The sequence below is a fragment of the Bacillus sp. AFS012607 genome, from assembly GCF_002558005.1.
GTDB classification, from domain to species: Bacteria; Bacillota; Bacilli; order Bacillales; family Bacillaceae_G; genus Bacillus_A; species Bacillus_A thuringiensis_S.
On the sequence record NZ_NTVM01000001.1, the window covers coordinates 30,436 to 48,201 of the forward strand.

A 17,766-nucleotide genomic window follows, 5' to 3' on the forward strand; every position below is an offset into this window, starting at 1 on the left:
TGATCTTTTTTTGTTAAATGGATTAAGATATACAACACTTCTACAAAATCACCCTATATTTTCTGAATATTTAATTAAAAAATCGAAATAACTTACATACCGTGTATATCTGTAGAGTTATTTCGAATAAAAAGTCGAACGATTATAAAAGTGAAAACTGTTGTTTTGACAAAAATCCCAACAATCATCTTTTATAATGACAGTAATTAAACTATGCAGGTGGTGTTAAAAGTATGCCTAAAGCAGGAAGGAATACTATGAATACAAGTGTATTGGCAATGAATGAGAGTCAGCTTGGAGGAATAAAGTGGACGAGTAAGTTGCGAATGAAATTTGAACAAGTTTTCTTTAGATGGGGATTTATTATTGTTGTTATTGGTTTTCTTTTGGGAAGAGCATATATATTAACAAATATCTTACCGTTTGCACTACCATTTTTTGCTGCTGTTTATGTTATGAAGCGGGATAAGATGCCGCTAGCATTTTTAGCTCTAATGGGAGGAGCTCTTTCAGTCTCGATAGATAATTTGTTTTTTACTTTTGCATCTATCTTTACTTTCTTCATTTATAATATCTTCTTTAGTAGATTCACACGTAAAACCGTTGGACTTGTTCCATTTCAAGTATTTATCTCCGCATTAACCGCACACTTAGTTGTTGTATATTTTGCACAACAAACTGTCACCATGTACGATTTACTCGTTAGTACCATTGAGGCTGGGCTTAGTTTTGTATTAACTATGATATTTTTACAAAGTGTTCCGCTTTTAGTAGAAAGGAAAGGAAAACAACAGGCGTTAGAGACGGAAGAAATTGTTTGTTTGATTATATTACTAGCATCTGTTTTAACGGGTACAACAGATTGGTTTGTATATGATGCTTCTATTCAACATATTTTTACACGGTATTTAGTACTAGTATTTGCATTTATTGCGGGTGCTGCTACAGGATCTACAGTGGGGGTCGTAACAGGTTTGATATTAAGTTTAGCAAATGTATCTAGCTTGTCCCAGCTTAGCCTTCTTGCTTTTTCTGGATTGCTTGGTGGGTTGTTAAAAGAAGGGAAGCGTTTAGGTGTTAGTTTAGGTTTATTAATTGGGACAAGCTTAATTACATTATATGTAGACAAACAGACAAATATTGTAACGACTTTAATTGAGTCAGGCGTAGCGATTGCTATCTTCTTATTAACGCCAAAGCTTGTTTTAGATCGTATTGCTAAATTTATGCCAGGTACACAAGAGCATTCGCAAGATCAACAACAATATTTAAGAAGGATGCGCGATGTTACAGCGAACAAAATCAACCAATTTGCAAATGTATTTGCTGCTTTATCTAATAGCTTTTCTGTATATGGGTATGTAGAGGAAGAAGATAAAGAGACAGAAGCAGATTTGTTTTTGAGTACAATTACTGCGAAAACATGTCAAACATGCTTTAAAAAGGATCAATGCTGGGTAGTGAATTTCGATAAAACGTACGATTATATGAAACAAATAATGAGTGAAACGGAAGAAGGAACCCTGCAACATAATCGTAAATTAGTTCGTGAGTGGGACAAGCATTGTGTGAGAGGGAAAAAAGTGACGGATTTAGTAGCGGGTGAATTAGATCATTTCTATGAGGGACAAAAATTACGAAAACAAATGAAGGAAAATCGTAGAATAGTTGCGGAGCAACTATTAGGTGTATCAAAGGTTATGGAGGATTTTGCTAAGGAGATACAACGAGAGCGTGAAAATCATCAGGTGCAGGAAGAACAGATTATGCAAGCGTTCCGTGATTTTGGTGTCGAAGTAGAGCATGTTGATATTTATTGTTTAGATAGAGGAAGTATTGATATTGAAATGTTGATTCCCGTTGCATCTAATGAACATGGTGAATGTGAAAAGTTAGTTGCACCGATGCTTTCGGATATCCTTAAAGAAAATATTGTCGTTAAACATGAAGAAAAGTCTTCTTATCCGAATGGCCACAGTTTAATATCATTCGGTTCGGCGAAGACGTATTCTCTTGATACGGGATTGGCCACAGCCGCAAAGGGCGGTGGATTTGTTTCGGGTGACTCTTATGCGATGATGGATTTAAGTGTTGGCAAATATGCACTTGCGATTAGTGATGGTATGGGGAATGGGCAAAGAGCTCATATGGAAAGTAAGGAAACGGTGAAATTATTACAAAAAATACTCCAATCCGGTATTGACGAAGAAATAGCGATTAAGTCTATTAATTCAATTCTTTCTTTGAGAACGACGGAAGAGATGTTTACGACATTAGACTTAGCTATGGTAGATTTGCGAGATGCGAGTGCAAGGTTTTTAAAGATCGGATCAACGCCGAGTTTTGTTAAACGCGCGAATAATATTTTGAAAATTGAAGCAAGTAATTTGCCGATGGGAATCATCGAAGATGTTGAAGTTGATGTGGTGGGTGAACAATTAAAAACGGGCGATATCCTTATTATGATGAGCGATGGGATTTTTGAGGGAGCGCAGCATGTAGAGAATCATGAATTGTGGATGAAACGAAAAATTAAAGAATTGCAAACCGAAGACCCGCAAGAAATTGCTGATATCATTATGGAAGAAGTGATTCGCTCTTGTGATGGTTATATAAATGATGATATGACTATTGTAGTGGCAAAAGTGAAGAAAAATATGCCGAAGTGGGCTACGATTCCGATTGTAGGCATGCAGGCGCAGTAAAATGTAAGTGGAATGTTTATCTAAAATTTGATTTTAAAAACCTAGGCGAATACCTAGGTTTTTTTGTGGGAAAAGGTAATGCTATTGATTTTGTGAATACAGACGGAGGATGTAAGATAAAAATGTAATTTTTGTATATCTTTTTTTTGCACAATGTTTGTAAAAGTTGTACCATTATAGACAAGGCGACTAATGTTGCTGTTCTTGTTTAATGAAAGGTGATTGCGAAGTTGAAAGATACATTTGTTGAAAAAGTAGATGACTTTGTAAAGCAGCATGATGTATTAAAGAATGATTCAACAATTGTTGTGGGAGTTTCTGGTGGTCCTGACTCGTTAGCCCTTTTATATTATTTATTAGAAAAAAGAGCGGAAAAACAGTTGGAAATTGTAGTAGCTCATGTGGATCATATGTTTAGAGGTGATGAATCTCATGAGGATTTACAGTTTGTGCAGGACCTTTGTGAAGAACTGGGAATTATTTGTGAAACGATAAGAATTAATGTATCACAATATCAACAGCAATACGGGATGAATGCACAGGTTGCTGCTAGGGAATGCAGATATGCATTTTTGGAAAGAATAATGAAGAAATATGATGCAAGATATGTTGCTCTTGGACATCATGGAGATGATCAAGTAGAGACGATTTTAATGCGTCTTGTAAGAGGGAGTACTCCGAAAGGATATGCAGGAATTGCAGTGAAGCGTCCTTTTCATAATGGATATTTAATTAGGCCGTTACTTGGGGTAACGAAGGAAGAAATTGTTGATTACTGTAATAAGCTAAATTTAATTCCACGTATAGATCCGAGTAATAAAAAGGAAGTATATACAAGGAATCGATTACGTAAATATGTCCTTCCTCACTTAAAAGAAGAAAATCCACAAATGCATGAGAAATTCCAAAAATTTAGCGTGCAGATGCAAGAGGATGAGGCTTATTTGCAGGAATTAGCTTTTGAGAAAATGAATAAAGTAATTACAAAAAAAAGTGATAAACAAATTAGCTTATCAATTCCTGCCTTTGAATCCATGTCTATGCCTTTACAAAGAAGAGGGATTCAACTAATATTAAACTATCTTTATGAATATAAGATTCCATCTTCTCTTTCTTCTATACATATTGACAAGGTGATTGAGTTTTTTAAGCGGACACAACCTTCAGGTTCACTTGATTTTCCAGGTGATTTGAAAATTGTTCGTACATACGAGGAGTGTAGCTTTAGATTTAAACAAGAAATTGTCTCTCCTTTTTTGCAAGATTTATCAGTACCCGGGATCATTACGCTATTGAACGGGGATGAATTTGTAACAGAGGTGAGCGAAGATATACCAAGTAACATGAATGAAACAGTATTTGTTGCTAAGTATAATGATATATCATATCCACTTCGTATTCGTTCTAGGGAAAATGGAGATCGCATGTCAATACAAGGTATGGATGGCACGAAAAAGATAAAAGCTATTTTTATCGAAGCGAAAGTACCAAAAGAAAAAAGGGAAGAATGGCCGGTCGTTTGTGATGCAAGTGGGAACATTATTTGGGTACCCTTGTTGAAGCGATCTGCATTTGCAATTTCGAAAGAGATGGCAAAGAAGGGTAAATATATGATTATTCACTACAAAAGCAAGGAGTCTTCCGGGAGGATAATGAAATGATGAATCAAGATATCGAAAAAGTATTAATTTCTGAAGAACAAATACAAGAAAAGGTGCGCGAACTAGGTGCAGTTATTGCAGAGGATTATAAAAACACAGTACCCCTTGCAATTGGTGTATTAAAAGGCGCAATGCCATTTATGGCAGATTTATTAAAGAGAACAGATACATATCTTGAAATGGATTTTATGGCTGTATCTAGTTATGGTCACTCTACAGTTTCAACAGGCGAAGTGAAAATTTTAAAAGATCTTGATACTTCTGTAGAAGGTCGTGATATTTTAATCGTCGAAGATATTATTGATAGTGGTCTTACACTAAGCTACTTAGTAGACTTATTCAAATATCGTAAAGCGAAGTCTGTAAAAATTGTTACATTATTAGATAAGCCAACAGGCCGTAAGGTTGATCTGAAAGCGGATTATGTTGGATTTACTGTTCCACATGAATTTGTAGTAGGATATGGATTAGATTATAAAGAGCAGTACCGTAATCTTCCTTATGTAGGCGTATTAAAACCAAGCGTTTACTCAAATTAATTAAATACAGGCTTTACAATTGTATAGGAAAGTTTTTCTATGTTACGATTTACTATAGTGTTTATGCCGTGAGAGGAGGTTAGGAATGAATCGTATCTTCCGTAATACCATCTTTTATTTACTGATATTCTTAGTAGTAATTGGAATCGTGAGCTATTTTAATGGTTCGACACAAAAAACGACATCAGTTAGCTACGACAAATTCATTACTAAACTAGAAAGCGGTGAAGTGCGTAATGTGCAACTTCAACCGAAAAATGGTGTATTTGAGGTAAAAGGACAATTCAATAACTCTAGCCAAGGAGAACAATTTGTTACTTATGCACCAAATACTGAGGAATTACAAAAGAAAATCAATGATAAAGCGAAAGGTGCCGAAGTTAAGTATCAACCAGCAGAAGAAACAAGTGCTTGGGTAACATTCTTTACTTCAATCATTCCGTTTGTCATCATCTTCATTTTATTCTTCTTCTTATTAAACCAAGCTCAAGGCGGCGGTAGCCGTGTTATGAACTTCGGGAAAAGTAAGGCGAAGTTATATAATGATGAAAAGAAAAAAGTTCGTTTCAGAGATGTTGCTGGGGCGGATGAAGAGAAACAAGAACTTGTTGAGGTAGTTGAATTCTTAAAAGACCCTCGTAAGTTTTCTGAAGTTGGTGCCCGTATTCCAAAGGGTGTCCTATTAGTTGGACCTCCAGGTACAGGTAAAACTTTATTAGCACGTGCTGTTGCAGGTGAGGCTGGCGTTCCATTCTTCTCTATCAGTGGTTCTGACTTTGTAGAGATGTTTGTCGGTGTCGGTGCATCACGTGTACGTGATTTATTTGAGAATGCAAAGAAAAATGCTCCTTGTATCATTTTCATTGATGAAATTGATGCAGTAGGTCGTCAACGTGGCGCAGGTCTTGGTGGTGGTCATGATGAGCGTGAGCAAACATTGAATCAGTTACTTGTTGAAATGGATGGATTCGGTGCAAACGAAGGTATTATTATCATTGCTGCGACAAACCGTCCAGACATTCTTGACCCAGCGTTATTACGTCCAGGTCGTTTTGACCGTCAAATTACAGTAGATCGTCCAGATGTAAATGGCCGTGAAGCTGTACTGAAAGTACATGCGCGTAATAAACCGCTTGATGAGCATATTAATTTAAGAGCAATTGCGACTCGTACACCAGGATTCTCTGGTGCGGATCTTGAAAACTTATTAAACGAAGCTGCTTTAGTAGCTGCACGTCGAGATAAGAAGAAAATTGATATGAGTGATATCGATGAAGCAACGGATCGTGTTATTGCAGGTCCAGCTAAGAAAAGTCGTGTTATCTCTGAAAAAGAACGTAATATCGTTGCTTTCCATGAAGCAGGCCACACTGTAATTGGTGTTGTTCTTGATGAGGCTGATGTCGTTCATAAAGTAACAATTGTCCCTCGTGGTCAAGCTGGTGGATATGCGGTAATGCTTCCGAAGGAAGATCGTTACTTCATGACAAAGCCAGAGTTACTTGATAAAATCACTGGTTTACTTGGTGGTCGAGTAGCTGAGGAGATTGTATTTGGTGAAGCAAGTACAGGTGCTCACAACGACTTCCAACGTGCGACTGGTATTGCAAGACGTATGGTTACGGAATTCGGTATGAGTGATAAGCTTGGACCGATGCAATTTGGTAGCTCACAAGGTGGTCAGGTATTCTTAGGAAGAGACTTCCATTCAGAACAAAACTACAGTGATGCAATTGCGCATGAAATTGATGTGGAAATGCAAACGATTATTAAAGACTGTTATGCTCGTGCGAAACAAATTCTTACTGAAAAACGAGATAAGCTTGATATTATCGCAAAAACGTTACTTGAAGTAGAAACATTAGATGCAGAGCAAATTAATCATTTATATGATTATGGCAGATTACCTGAGCGTCCAACATCTTCAGATGATGTGAAAGTAAACATCAATATGAAGAAAGACGATGAAGATAAAGAAGATAAGTAAGAAATGAAGGAGTGACTATCGTCACTCCTTTTTTATTTGTTAAGATTTTTGCTAATTACTATTGAGGGCTTAGTGGATAAAGTAATTTAAGTAAAACTAGTATTAAAAATTGAAATAGAGAGCAATCTTTTTGTAAAATGATGAGGATAGGAAAGCTGATTATATAAGTATGTGTGATATGATGTTTTTATAAGTTTTATACATACTACACAAATATAGATTAAATAAGATAAGTGGTGAGAATATGATTTTTGTATTGGATGTAGGGAACACAAATGCTGTACTAGGCGTGTTTGAAGAGGGGGAACTTCGTCAGCATTGGCGCATGGAAACAGATCGTCATAAGACAGAAGATGAATATGGAATGCTTGTAAAACAGTTACTTGATCATGAGGGTCTCTCGTTTGAAGATGTGAAAGGTATTATTGTGTCTTCAGTCGTACCACCAATTATGTTCGCTTTAGAACGTATGTGTGAAAAGTATTTTAAAATTAAACCGCTTGTAGTAGGACCTGGAATAAAAACGGGGCTAAATATTAAATATGAAAATCCACGTGAAGTAGGCGCAGATCGAATTGTAAATGCAGTAGCAGGAATCCAATTGTATGGAAGTCCACTTATTATTGTTGATTTTGGTACGGCTACTACATATTGTTATATTAATGAAGAAAAGCATTATATGGGTGGAGTTATTACGCCAGGAATTATGATTTCAGCAGAGGCTTTATATAGTAGGGCGGCAAAACTTCCTCGTATTGAAATTACAAAACCGAGCAGTGTTGTTGGGAAGAATACAGTAAGTGCGATGCAATCAGGTATTCTTTATGGTTATGTAGGACAAGTGGAAGGTATTGTTAAGCGTATGAAAGAGGAAGCTAAACAAGAACCGAAAGTTATTGCAACAGGTGGATTGGCGAAATTAATTTCAGAGGAATCGAATGTAATTGATATTGTAGATCCATTTTTAACGTTAAAAGGCTTGTATATGTTATATGAGCGTAATGCAAATTTACAGCAGGAGAAAGGTGAATAAATAAGTATGAAAGATTATTTAGTAAAAGCGTTAGCGTTTGATGGAGAAGTACGTGCGTATAGTGTACGTACAACAAATACAGTAAGTGAGGCACAAAGACGTCATGATACATGGAGGACAGCTTCGGCGGCACTTGGTCGTTCTTTAACTGCAGGTACAATGATGGGTGCGATGTTAAAAGGTGATCAAAAGTTAACGATTAAGGTAGAAGGTAATGGTCCGATTGGCCCTATCTTAGTGGATGCTCATGCAAATGGAGATGTACGTGGCTACGTAACGAATCCACATGTTGATTTTGAAGGAACGGAACAAGGGAAATTACGTGTATATCAAGCGGTAGGTACAGAAGGTTTTGTAACAGTAATTAAAGATATTGGTATGCGTGAGCCGTTTATCGGTCAATCCCCAATCGTTTCGGGAGAACTAGGGGAAGATTTCACGTATTATTTCGCAGTTTCTGAGCAGACGCCTTCTTCTGTTGGTGTCGGTGTTCTTGTAAATGGAGATGACAGCGTATTAGCGGCGGGTGGATTTATCCTTCAAATTATGCCGGGCGCACAGGAAGAAACAATTTCATTCATTGAAGATCGTTTGCAAAAAATCCCGCCTGTATCAACATTGATTGAACGAGGCCTTTCTCCAGAAGAGCTACTATATGCAGTCCTTGGAGAAGATAAAGTAAAAGTATTAGAAACAATGGATGTTCAATTTAATTGTACGTGTTCACGTGAGCGTATTGAGAGTGTGTTAATTAGTTTAGGTAAAACAGAGTTAGAGCAAATTCGTGAAGAAGAAGAAGAGACAGAAGTTCATTGCCATTTCTGTAATGAACGTTACAAGTTCTCTAAAGAAGATATTACAAATTTAATTGAGAATTTGTAATAAGGGGATTAACTCTCCGAATAGATTGACAAACAGGGAATTTTCTGACAAAATCTAAATATAGATAAAACCAATAAAAATACTCGGTGTTAGGAGTGACAGGAATGCGAGTGGCACAATCAGTTTCAGAATTAATCGGGAAAACGCCGATCGTTAAGTTGAACCGCATCGTAGAATCAGACAGCGCAGATATATACTTAAAACTAGAATTTATGAATCCGGGGAGTAGCGTTAAAGATCGTATTGCACTAGCTATGATTGAAGATGCTGAAAAAAAGGGATTGTTAAAAGAGGGCGATACAATCATTGAACCAACAAGTGGTAACACAGGTATTGGTTTAGCGATGGTAGCGGCTGCTAAAGGATATAATGCAATTTTAGTAATGCCAGAAACAATGAGTATTGAGCGTCGTAATTTATTACGTGCTTACGGTGCTGAATTAGTATTGACTCCAGGTCCTGAAGGGATGGGTGGAGCAATTCGTAAAGCAACTGAATTAGCAAAAGAGCATGGTTACTTTATACCGCAACAGTTCCAAAATCAATCGAATCCACAAATTCACCGTTTAACAACAGGTCCAGAAATTGTTGAACAAATGGGTGATCAATTAGATGCGTTTATTGCAGGTATTGGTACAGGTGGAACAATTACTGGTGCTGGTGAAGTGCTGAAGGAAGCATATGAAGGTATTAAAATTTATGCAGTAGAACCTGCGGATTCACCAGTGTTATCTGGTGGGAAACCAGGTCCACATAAAATCCAAGGAATTGGGGCGGGATTTGTCCCGGAGACATTGGATGTAGAAGTATATGATGAAATTATTCAAGTGAAAACAGAGCAAGCATTTGAATATGCGAGAAGAGTGGCTAAAGAAGAAGGTATTTTAGTTGGTATCTCTTCAGGAGCAGTTATTTATGCAGCAACAGAAGTTGCGAAAAAGTTAGGTAAAGGGAAAAAGGTACTCGTTATTATTCCAAGTAACGGTGAACGTTATTTAAGTACACCACTTTATCAATTTGAATCATAATTAAATGCGATTGAAAAAGCATCCTTGAAAAAGGATGCTTTTTCTTTTTGGATTGGAAATAGGAAAAGAGTGAATGACTAGAAAACTTCATGTAAAATAAGAGGTAGTATAATTAAATTATTTTCACTAGCCTTCGAGTATAATCAATCTCTATATAAATAACTTATGTAGTTTGAGGTGGTTCATCTAAGAGGGTGGGATAAAAGAAGACGGGGTGTTGATATGCAACGAAGAAAATCTTTAGCGCTTTCTATTCCATATCAGTTAGATTTCTTTAAGCAATATAAATTTCTTTCTCAGGATAAGCCGCAACATATTTTGCTGGAAAGTGGACGTGGCGGTCGTTATAACATAGTGGGTTTAAACCCGGTAGCGGCAATCCAAGGAAAGGGTGTAAAGTTACATATAAGTGAAAGTGGTAAGGAAACAATAAAAAAAGGGAATCCATTAGATTTAATGCAAGAATATATGGAGAAATGGAAAACAGACTACAATCCAGAGTACCCACCTTTTCAAGGTGGTGCAATGGGCTACTTTAGTTATGATTGTATCCGTTATATTGAAAAACTCCCTTCTCTTGCAGAGGATGATCTGAATATACCCGATATATACTTTTTATTATTTGATGATGTGTTTGTCTATGATCAAAAAGAAAAGGTATTGTGGATTATTACACATTATGTAGATAAGCATGCAGAAGCGGAAGAACGTTTAAATGAATGGAAGGATCTTTGGACGGCAGAAGTGCCTGAAGTGACTATGCCGTTTGAACGTCCTAAAAAGAAAAATGAAGCGGTTGCCTTTACAGAAGCAGGCTTTATGAAGGCTGTTGAATGTATTCAAGAGTATATTGGAAATGGTGATGTGTTTCAAGTAAACTTGTCGACAAGACAGGAAAGAACTTTACAAACGCATCCACTAGAAATTTATACAAGTCTTCGTAAAATTAATCCATCTCCATATATGGGTTACTTAGAGCTTGGGGATTTTCAAATTGTTAGTGCTTCGCCTGAATTGCTGATTAAAAAACAAGGGCAAGAAGTAAGTACACGACCAATTGCAGGTACAAGATCCCGAGGTGCAAATGAACAAGAGGATCAAGACTTAGCAAGGGAATTAATTGAGAACGAAAAGGAACGAGCAGAGCATGTGATGCTTGTAGATTTAGAGCGAAATGATTTAGGACGTGTTTGTAAATATGGTACTGTAGAAGTCGATGAATTTATGGTAATTGAAAAGTACTCACATGTCATGCATATCGTTTCCAATGTGCGTGGTGAGGTGGAAGAAGATAAGGATGCTTTCGATTTAGTGAAAGCTGTATTTCCTGGTGGAACAATTACTGGTGCACCGAAAATACGTACGATGGAGATTATAGAAGAATTAGAGCCTGTTCGTCGAGGGATTTATACAGGTTCAATTGGTTGGATTGGTTATTCTGGAGATACGGAATTAAATATTGTCATTAGAACGCTTCTTGCGAAAGATGGGCAAGCACATGTGCAAGCTGGAGCGGGAATTGTAATTGATTCAAATCCGAAAAATGAATATAAAGAGTCGTTAAAAAAGGCAATTGCTTTATGGCGTGCAAAAGAAAGTAGCGAAGAAACGGTTAGGTGAGAGAAATGATATTAATGATTGATAATTATGATTCTTTTACATTTAATTTAGTACAGTTTCTTGGAGAACTTGGACAAGAGCTTGTTGTTAAGCGTAATGATGAAGTGAGTATTGCAGATATTGAGAATATGAAACCAGATTTCTTAATGATTTCGCCAGGTCCATGTAGTCCTAATGAAGCGGGGATTAGTATGGAAGTTATTAAATACTTTGCTGGGAAGATTCCGATTTTTGGAGTTTGTCTTGGGCATCAATCGATTGCACAAGTATTTGGTGGAGAAGTTGTTCGTGCAGAGCGATTAATGCATGGAAAAACTTCACTTATGCATCATGATGGGAAAACGATTTTCTTAGATATTCCTAATCCATTTACTGCAACGCGTTATCATTCCCTGATTGTTAAGAAAGAGTCATTGCCAGATTGTTTAGAGGTAACATCTTGGACAGAGGAAGGGGAAATTATGGCGATTCGTCATAAGACACTGCCGATAGAGGGTGTGCAATTCCACCCAGAATCTATTATGACTTCTCATGGGAAAGAGTTACTACAGAACTTCATTCGTAAATATAGTCCAAGTGTGACATCATGTTAATTTACGTAAATGGCGAGTATGTAGAAGCGAATGAAGCGAAAATCTCCCCTTATGACCATGGTTATTTATATGGGCTGGGAGTTTTTGAGACATTTCGTATTTATAATGGTCATCCTTTTTTGTTAGATGATCATTATAACCGTTTAATAGGTGCGCTAGATGCATTGCAAATTAAATGGACAATGACAAAAGATGACGTGATGCTTATTTTGAAAAATCTACTCGCTAAGAATGAATTGGAACATGCGTATGTACGTTTTAATGTATCAGCAGGTGTAGATGAAATAGGATTACAAACGGAAATGTATGAAGACCCTTCGGTTATTGTTTTTATAAAACCTTTAACAGCTCCAGGAGATGTAGTAGAAAAAGAAGGGGTTATTTTAAAACAAGTGCGAAATACACCAGAAGGAGCATTTCGTCTGAAGTCTCATCATTATCTAAATAATATTTTAGGGAAGCGTGAAATTGGAAATGTAGTGAGCAAGGAAGGTATTTTCCTTACTGAAGCAGGTTATGTTGCAGAGGGGATTGTTTCGAATCTCTTTTTTGTGAAAGGTGATGTTTTATATACACCTTCGTTAAAAACAGGGATTTTAAATGGTATCACTCGTGCGTTTATTATAAAAAGTGCTGAAGAATTGAATATAGAAGTAAAGGAAGGTTTCTTTACAAAAGATGAATTACTTTCAGCAGATGAAGTCTTTGTAACAAACTCAATTCAAGAAATTGTTCCGCTTTATCGTATAGAAGCGCAGGATTTCCCGGGTAAAGTAGGAGTAGTTACAAAAAGTTTAATGTACCTTTATGGAATGCAGAGAGAGAAATTATGGAGCAGAAATGAATTACGAAGAGGAGATGTGTAGTTTGAAGTGGGATTATGATTTACGCTGCGGCGAATATACATTGAATTTAAATGAAAAGACATTAATTATGGGGATTTTAAATGTAACACCAGATTCGTTTTCTGATGGTGGGAGTTACAACGAGGTAGATGCTGCGGTACGTCATGCAAAAGAAATGCAAGGTGAAGGTGCTCATATTATTGATATTGGTGGCGAATCTACTCGCCCGGGTTTTGCTAAAGTATCAGTAGAAGAAGAAATAAAGCGAGTTGTCCCGATGATTCAAGCGGTTTCAAAAGAAGTGAAATTGCCTATATCTATCGATACATATAAAGCTGAAGTTGCAAAGCAAGCAATTGAGGCTGGTGCTCATATTATTAATGATATTTGGGGAGCGAAGGCGGAGCCAATAATTGCTGAAGTCGCAGCTCATTATGATGTACCTATCATTTTAATGCATAACCGCGATAATATGAATTATCGTAATTTAATGGCGGATATGATTGCTGATTTGTATGATAGTATCAAAATTGCTAAAAATGCTGGTGTGCGAGATGAGAATATTATTTTAGATCCAGGTATCGGTTTTGCTAAAACACCTAAGCAAAACTTAGAGGTGATGCGTAATTTAGAACAGTTAAATGTGCTAGGTTATCCGGTTCTCTTAGGTACATCGAGAAAGTCCTTTATTGGGCACGTATTAGATTTGCCAGTAGAGGAACGCCTTGAGGGAACGGGAGCTACTGTTTGTCTTGGTATTGAAAAGGGTTGTGAGTTTGTTCGTGTCCATGATGTGAAAGAAATGGCGCGTATGGCTAAAATGATGGATGCAATGATTGGTAAGGGGGTAAAGTAATTGGATAAAATTTATATCCATGATATGGAGTTTTACGGTTATCATGGTGTGTTCCCGGAGGAAAATAAATTAGGTCAGAGATTTAAAGTTGACTTAACGGTGGAGTTGGATTTAAAGCGTGCAGGGGAAAGTGATGAATTAGAGCATTCGGTCAATTATGGAGAGCTTTTCGAATTATGTAGAAAAGTTGTTGAAGATAGAAAGTATAAGCTTGTGGAGAGTATCGCTGAAAATATTGCTGCAGATATATTAAAACAATATGAAAGTATTTCACGATGTACAATTAAGGTAATTAAGCCGGATCCACCGATACCAGGTCATTATCGTGCTGTAGCAGTAGAAATTACGAGAGAACGTCCATGAATAATATAGCATACATTGCATTAGGGTCAAATATTGGAGAGCGTTATACGTATCTAACCGAAGCGATTCAGTTCTTAAATAAAAATCCTTATATTCAGGTTGATGATATTTCATCTGTATATGAAACTGAGCCAGTTGGCTATACTGACCAAAGTTGCTTTTTAAATTTAGTTATAAAAATTTCTACCAATTTATCACCACAAGAATTATTGAAAGTAACACAAAAAGTAGAAAATGACCTAGGAAGAAAAAGGGAAATTAGGTGGGGGCCGAGGACTATCGACCTTGACATTTTACTTTATAATCAAGAGAATATTGAAGCAGAGAATCTTATTGTTCCGCATCCGCGGATGTTTGAAAGAGCTTTTGTTATCGTTCCGTTGTTAGAGATTAATCAAGACATAAAACAAAACATTTCACGTTCACAAGTAGAAGAAATGAAAAGGCGAGAGGGAGTAACGGTATGGAAGCAGAAAAATGGGGAAGACGCATTCGTGCTTTTCGAAAGCTAAAAGGCTACACGCAAGAAGGTTTTGCTAAAGAATTAGGGGTATCTGTATCTGTTTTAGGTGAAGTTGAGAGAGGGAATCGATCACCTTCTCAAGATTTTGTAGTAGAAGTTGCTAAGGCATTAAATGTTTCGATAGATGAATTAATGCCAAAGTGACTGTGCAGGAAGGAGTAGGTTGATTGTTAAAGATTGCAAATATTGAGATGAAAAATCCGGTTGTATTAGCACCGATGGCGGGAGTGTGTAATTCTGCATTCCGTTTAACAGTGAAAGAATTTGGTGCAGGTCTAGTTTGTGCTGAAATGGTAAGTGATAAGGCAATATTACTGAATAACAAAAGAACATTAGATATGTTATATATCGATGAGAGAGAAAAACCGTTAAGTTTACAAATTTTTGGTGGAGAGAAAGAAACTCTTGTAGATGCTGCGAAATACGTAGATAAATATACGACAGCAGATATTATTGATATCAATATGGGTTGCCCAGTACCGAAAATCGTAAAATGTGATGCGGGGGCAAGGTGGCTTTTAGATCCCAATAAAATATATGAAATGGTAGCAGCAGTTGTAGATGCCGTTGAAAAGCCGGTTACAGTTAAAATGCGTATCGGTTGGGATGAAGAACATATTTTCGCAATAGAAAATGCTAGAGCTATTGAGCGTGCTGGTGGACAAGCTGTGGCGGTTCACGGACGTACGCGAGTGCAAATGTATGAAGGTAAAGCGGATTGGGATATCATTAAACAAGTAAAGCAAGCTGTGAATATCCCGGTTATCGGAAATGGTGATGTCGAAACACCGCAAGATGCGAAGCGCATGCTTGATGAGATTGGTGTAGACGGTGTTATGATTGGCCGTGCGGCTCTTGGGGATCCATGGATGATTTATCGTACAGTAAAGTATTTAGAGACAGGTGAATTAATGCCGGAACCAACAGTGCGCGAGAAAATTGATGTATGTATGTTGCATCTAGATCGTCTTATCGACTTAAAGAACGAAAGTGTCGCTGTAAGAGAGATGAGAAAACATGCAGCTTGGTATTTAAAAGGTGTTCGTGGTAATGCGAGTGTACGTAATGGTATTAATGCTTGTAACACACGTGAAGACCTTGCGAATGTGTTAGGTGCATTTGTAGAAGAAGTAGAAGCGAAACAACAAACAATTTACGTTGGTTAATAAGGAACATAGGAGATTGACATTCTTCTATACACTTCCTATAATTACGTGAAAGAAAGAAGAACTGCCAGTTAGTTGCTGGCAGTTTTTCTAGTTGAGTAGAAAATGCTATACTGTATATATTGTAAAAATTAATAGAGCTGGAGTGATATCAATATCATGGATAACATGAACCACGAAGAATTAAACGACCAATTGCTTGTTCGTCGTGAAAAGCTACATAATTTACGTGAGCAAGGAATCGATCCGTTCGGTAAACGATTTGAACGCACAAATTCAACGACCGACTTAGTAAGTTTATATGGAGAATTCTCTAAAGAAGAATTAGAAGAGAAAGAAATCACTGTTTCTATCGCTGGTCGTATTATGACAAAACGCGGTAAAGGAAAAGCTGGATTCGCGCACATTCAAGATTTACACGGACAAGTTCAAATTTACGTTCGTAAAGATACTGTTGGAGATGAAGAGTACGAGTTATTTACGACAGCAGATTTAGGTGACTTAGTAGGTATTGAAGGTAAAGTGTTCAAAACAAACGTTGGAGAACTTTCAGTAAAAGCAACGGGATTTACGCTTTTAACGAAATCTCTCCGTCCGTTACCGGATAAATATCATGGATTAAAAGATGTTGAACAACGATACCGTCAACGTTACTTAGACTTAATTACAAGTATGGAAAGTCGTGAAACATTTGTTACTCGCAGTAAAATTATTCGTGAAATGAGAAGATATTTAGATGACAACGGTTATCTTGAAGTAGAAACGCCTATGATGCACGCGATTGCAGGTGGAGCATCTGCTCGTCCTTTCACTACGCATCATAATGCGTTAGATATGGAATTATATATGCGCATCGCAATTGAACTTCATTTAAAACGTCTTATTGTGGGCGGATTAGAAAAAGTTTATGAGATTGGCCGTGTATTCCGTAATGAGGGTGTATCAACTCGTCATAACCCTGAGTTTACGATGATTGAATTATATGAAGCGTACGCTGATTATAATGATATTATGAAACTAACAGAAAATATGGTTGCTCATATTGCGAAAAAAGTATTGGGTACAACAACAATCCAATATGGTGATTATGAAATTAATCTAGAACCAGAATGGACACGTCTTCATATGGTAGATGCAATTAAGCAACACTCTGGAGCGGATTTCTGGAATCCGATGAGTGTAGAAGAAGCGCGTGAGCTTGCGAAAGAACATAATGTAGAAATTAAGGATACAATGGAAGTTGGTCATATTATTAATGAGTTCTTCGAGCAAAAAGTAGAAGATAAATTAATCCAACCAACATTTATTTACGGTCATCCGGTAGAAATTTCGCCACTTGCGAAAAAGAATGATGAAGATCCACGATTCACAGATCGTTTCGAATTATTTATCGTTGCACGTGAACATGCAAATGCATTTACTGAGTTAAATGATCCGATCGATCAAAAAGAACGTTTTGAAGCGCAATTAAAAGAGCGTGAAAAAGGTAATGACGAAGCACATATGATGGATGACGATTATATTGAAGCTCTTGAGTACGGTATGCCTCCTACGGGTGGATTAGGAATTGGTATTGATCGTCTAGTTATGTTATTAACAAATGCACCATCTATTCGTGATGTATTATTATTCCCTGCTATGCGCCATAAACAAGACTAAGCTTTGGAGATTTCTCCAAAGCTTTTTTTATTTGAGTATGAGTTGCGTGGGTATAATAGATCTTGATGGTGCGAGAAATTATACTTATATAGAAGAAATGTGCTGTTTTTATACTTTTTTACTAAGTTAAAAATTTTATTAGAAAAACTATTGCATTTTAATAATCAAACTGGTATATTTATATTCGTTGCCACGAAAGGTAACAAGCAAAACAAACGAAAAACAACTTATTGAAAAAAGTTGTTGACGAGAATGTAACGAAATGTTATATTGATAAAGTCGCTTCTGAGCGACCAAGTAGTTCTT

The 17,766-nt window shown here is 36.8% G+C and carries 16 protein-coding genes; all 16 read left to right on the forward strand.

The genetic code is table 11. The features are described from left to right. Positions 1–233: 233 nt before the first annotated feature. On the forward strand, positions 234–2,705 hold the full coding sequence (spoIIE, locus tag CN409_RS00185; RefSeq protein WP_001123558.1) for a stage II sporulation protein E: 2,472 nt from the start codon (positions 234–236) through the stop codon (positions 2,703–2,705). Positions 2,706–2,935: 230 nt separating this feature from the next. Further along, positions 2,936–4,366, forward strand: a complete 1,431-nt coding sequence (gene tilS / locus CN409_RS00190) for a tRNA lysidine(34) synthetase TilS (RefSeq protein WP_000655456.1) — start codon at positions 2,936–2,938, stop codon at positions 4,364–4,366. Beyond that, positions 4,363–4,905 (forward strand): hypoxanthine phosphoribosyltransferase, encoded by a 543-nt coding sequence (gene hpt, locus CN409_RS00195; protein WP_000981846.1) that lies wholly within the window; start codon positions 4,363–4,365, stop codon positions 4,903–4,905. Before tilS ends, hpt begins: the two co-directional genes overlap by 4 nt. A gap of 85 nt (positions 4,906–4,990) precedes the next feature. Further along, positions 4,991–6,892 carry an ATP-dependent zinc metalloprotease FtsH gene (gene ftsH / locus CN409_RS00200; RefSeq protein ID WP_001079668.1) on the forward strand — a complete coding sequence of 634 codons (1,902 nt, stop codon included), beginning with the start codon at positions 4,991–4,993 and terminating at the stop codon, positions 6,890–6,892. 244 nt (positions 6,893–7,136) lie between these two features. Continuing rightward, the gene (locus tag CN409_RS00205; protein ID WP_000578366.1) at positions 7,137–7,925 is read left to right on the forward strand and encodes a type III pantothenate kinase; all 789 of its coding nucleotides are present in this window, start codon (positions 7,137–7,139) and stop codon (positions 7,923–7,925) included. A gap of 6 nt (positions 7,926–7,931) precedes the next feature. After that, positions 7,932–8,807 carry a redox-regulated molecular chaperone HslO gene (gene hslO / locus CN409_RS00210; protein WP_000656369.1) on the forward strand — a complete coding sequence of 292 codons (876 nt, stop codon included), beginning with the start codon at positions 7,932–7,934 and terminating at the stop codon, positions 8,805–8,807. A gap of 104 nt (positions 8,808–8,911) precedes the next feature. After that, positions 8,912–9,835, forward strand: a complete 924-nt coding sequence (gene cysK / locus CN409_RS00215; RefSeq protein ID WP_001261716.1) for a cysteine synthase A — start codon at positions 8,912–8,914, stop codon at positions 9,833–9,835. 222 nt (positions 9,836–10,057) lie between these two features. Then, positions 10,058–11,455, forward strand: coding sequence for an aminodeoxychorismate synthase, component I (gene pabB / locus CN409_RS00220; protein ID WP_001189702.1), 1,398 nt, complete (start codon positions 10,058–10,060; stop codon positions 11,453–11,455). A gap of 5 nt (positions 11,456–11,460) precedes the next feature. Continuing rightward, entirely contained in the window at positions 11,461–12,048 is a 588-nt protein-coding gene (gene pabA, locus CN409_RS00225; protein ID WP_000602284.1) for an aminodeoxychorismate/anthranilate synthase component II, read from the forward strand. After that, on the forward strand, positions 12,042–12,914 hold the full coding sequence (gene pabC, locus CN409_RS00230) for an aminodeoxychorismate lyase (protein ID WP_000909860.1): 873 nt from the start codon (positions 12,042–12,044) through the stop codon (positions 12,912–12,914). Before pabA ends, pabC begins: the two co-directional genes overlap by 7 nt. Continuing rightward, complete coding sequence (gene folP / locus CN409_RS00235; RefSeq protein ID WP_002084136.1) at positions 12,889–13,749, forward strand: dihydropteroate synthase; 861 nt, start codon at positions 12,889–12,891, stop codon at positions 13,747–13,749. The genes pabC and folP overlap by 26 nt, the downstream gene beginning before the upstream one ends. Beyond that, positions 13,750–14,112, forward strand: a complete 363-nt coding sequence (gene folB, locus CN409_RS00240) for a dihydroneopterin aldolase (RefSeq protein ID WP_000358066.1) — start codon at positions 13,750–13,752, stop codon at positions 14,110–14,112. It abuts the gene before it with no gap. Then, positions 14,109–14,624 (forward strand): 2-amino-4-hydroxy-6-hydroxymethyldihydropteridine diphosphokinase, encoded by a 516-nt coding sequence (folK, locus tag CN409_RS00245; RefSeq protein WP_001059450.1) that lies wholly within the window; start codon positions 14,109–14,111, stop codon positions 14,622–14,624. The genes folB and folK overlap by 4 nt, the downstream gene beginning before the upstream one ends. After that, positions 14,576–14,779, forward strand: coding sequence for a helix-turn-helix domain-containing protein (locus tag CN409_RS00250; RefSeq protein WP_000387030.1), 204 nt, complete (start codon positions 14,576–14,578; stop codon positions 14,777–14,779). Before folK ends, CN409_RS00250 begins: the two co-directional genes overlap by 49 nt. Before the next feature lie 23 nt (positions 14,780–14,802). Beyond that, positions 14,803–15,801, forward strand: a complete 999-nt coding sequence (dusB, locus tag CN409_RS00255; RefSeq protein WP_000912244.1) for a tRNA dihydrouridine synthase DusB — start codon at positions 14,803–14,805, stop codon at positions 15,799–15,801. Positions 15,802–15,960: 159 nt separating this feature from the next. Beyond that, complete coding sequence (gene lysS / locus CN409_RS00260; protein ID WP_000369684.1) at positions 15,961–17,460, forward strand: lysine--tRNA ligase; 1,500 nt, start codon at positions 15,961–15,963, stop codon at positions 17,458–17,460. Positions 17,461–17,766 lie beyond the last annotated feature (306 nt).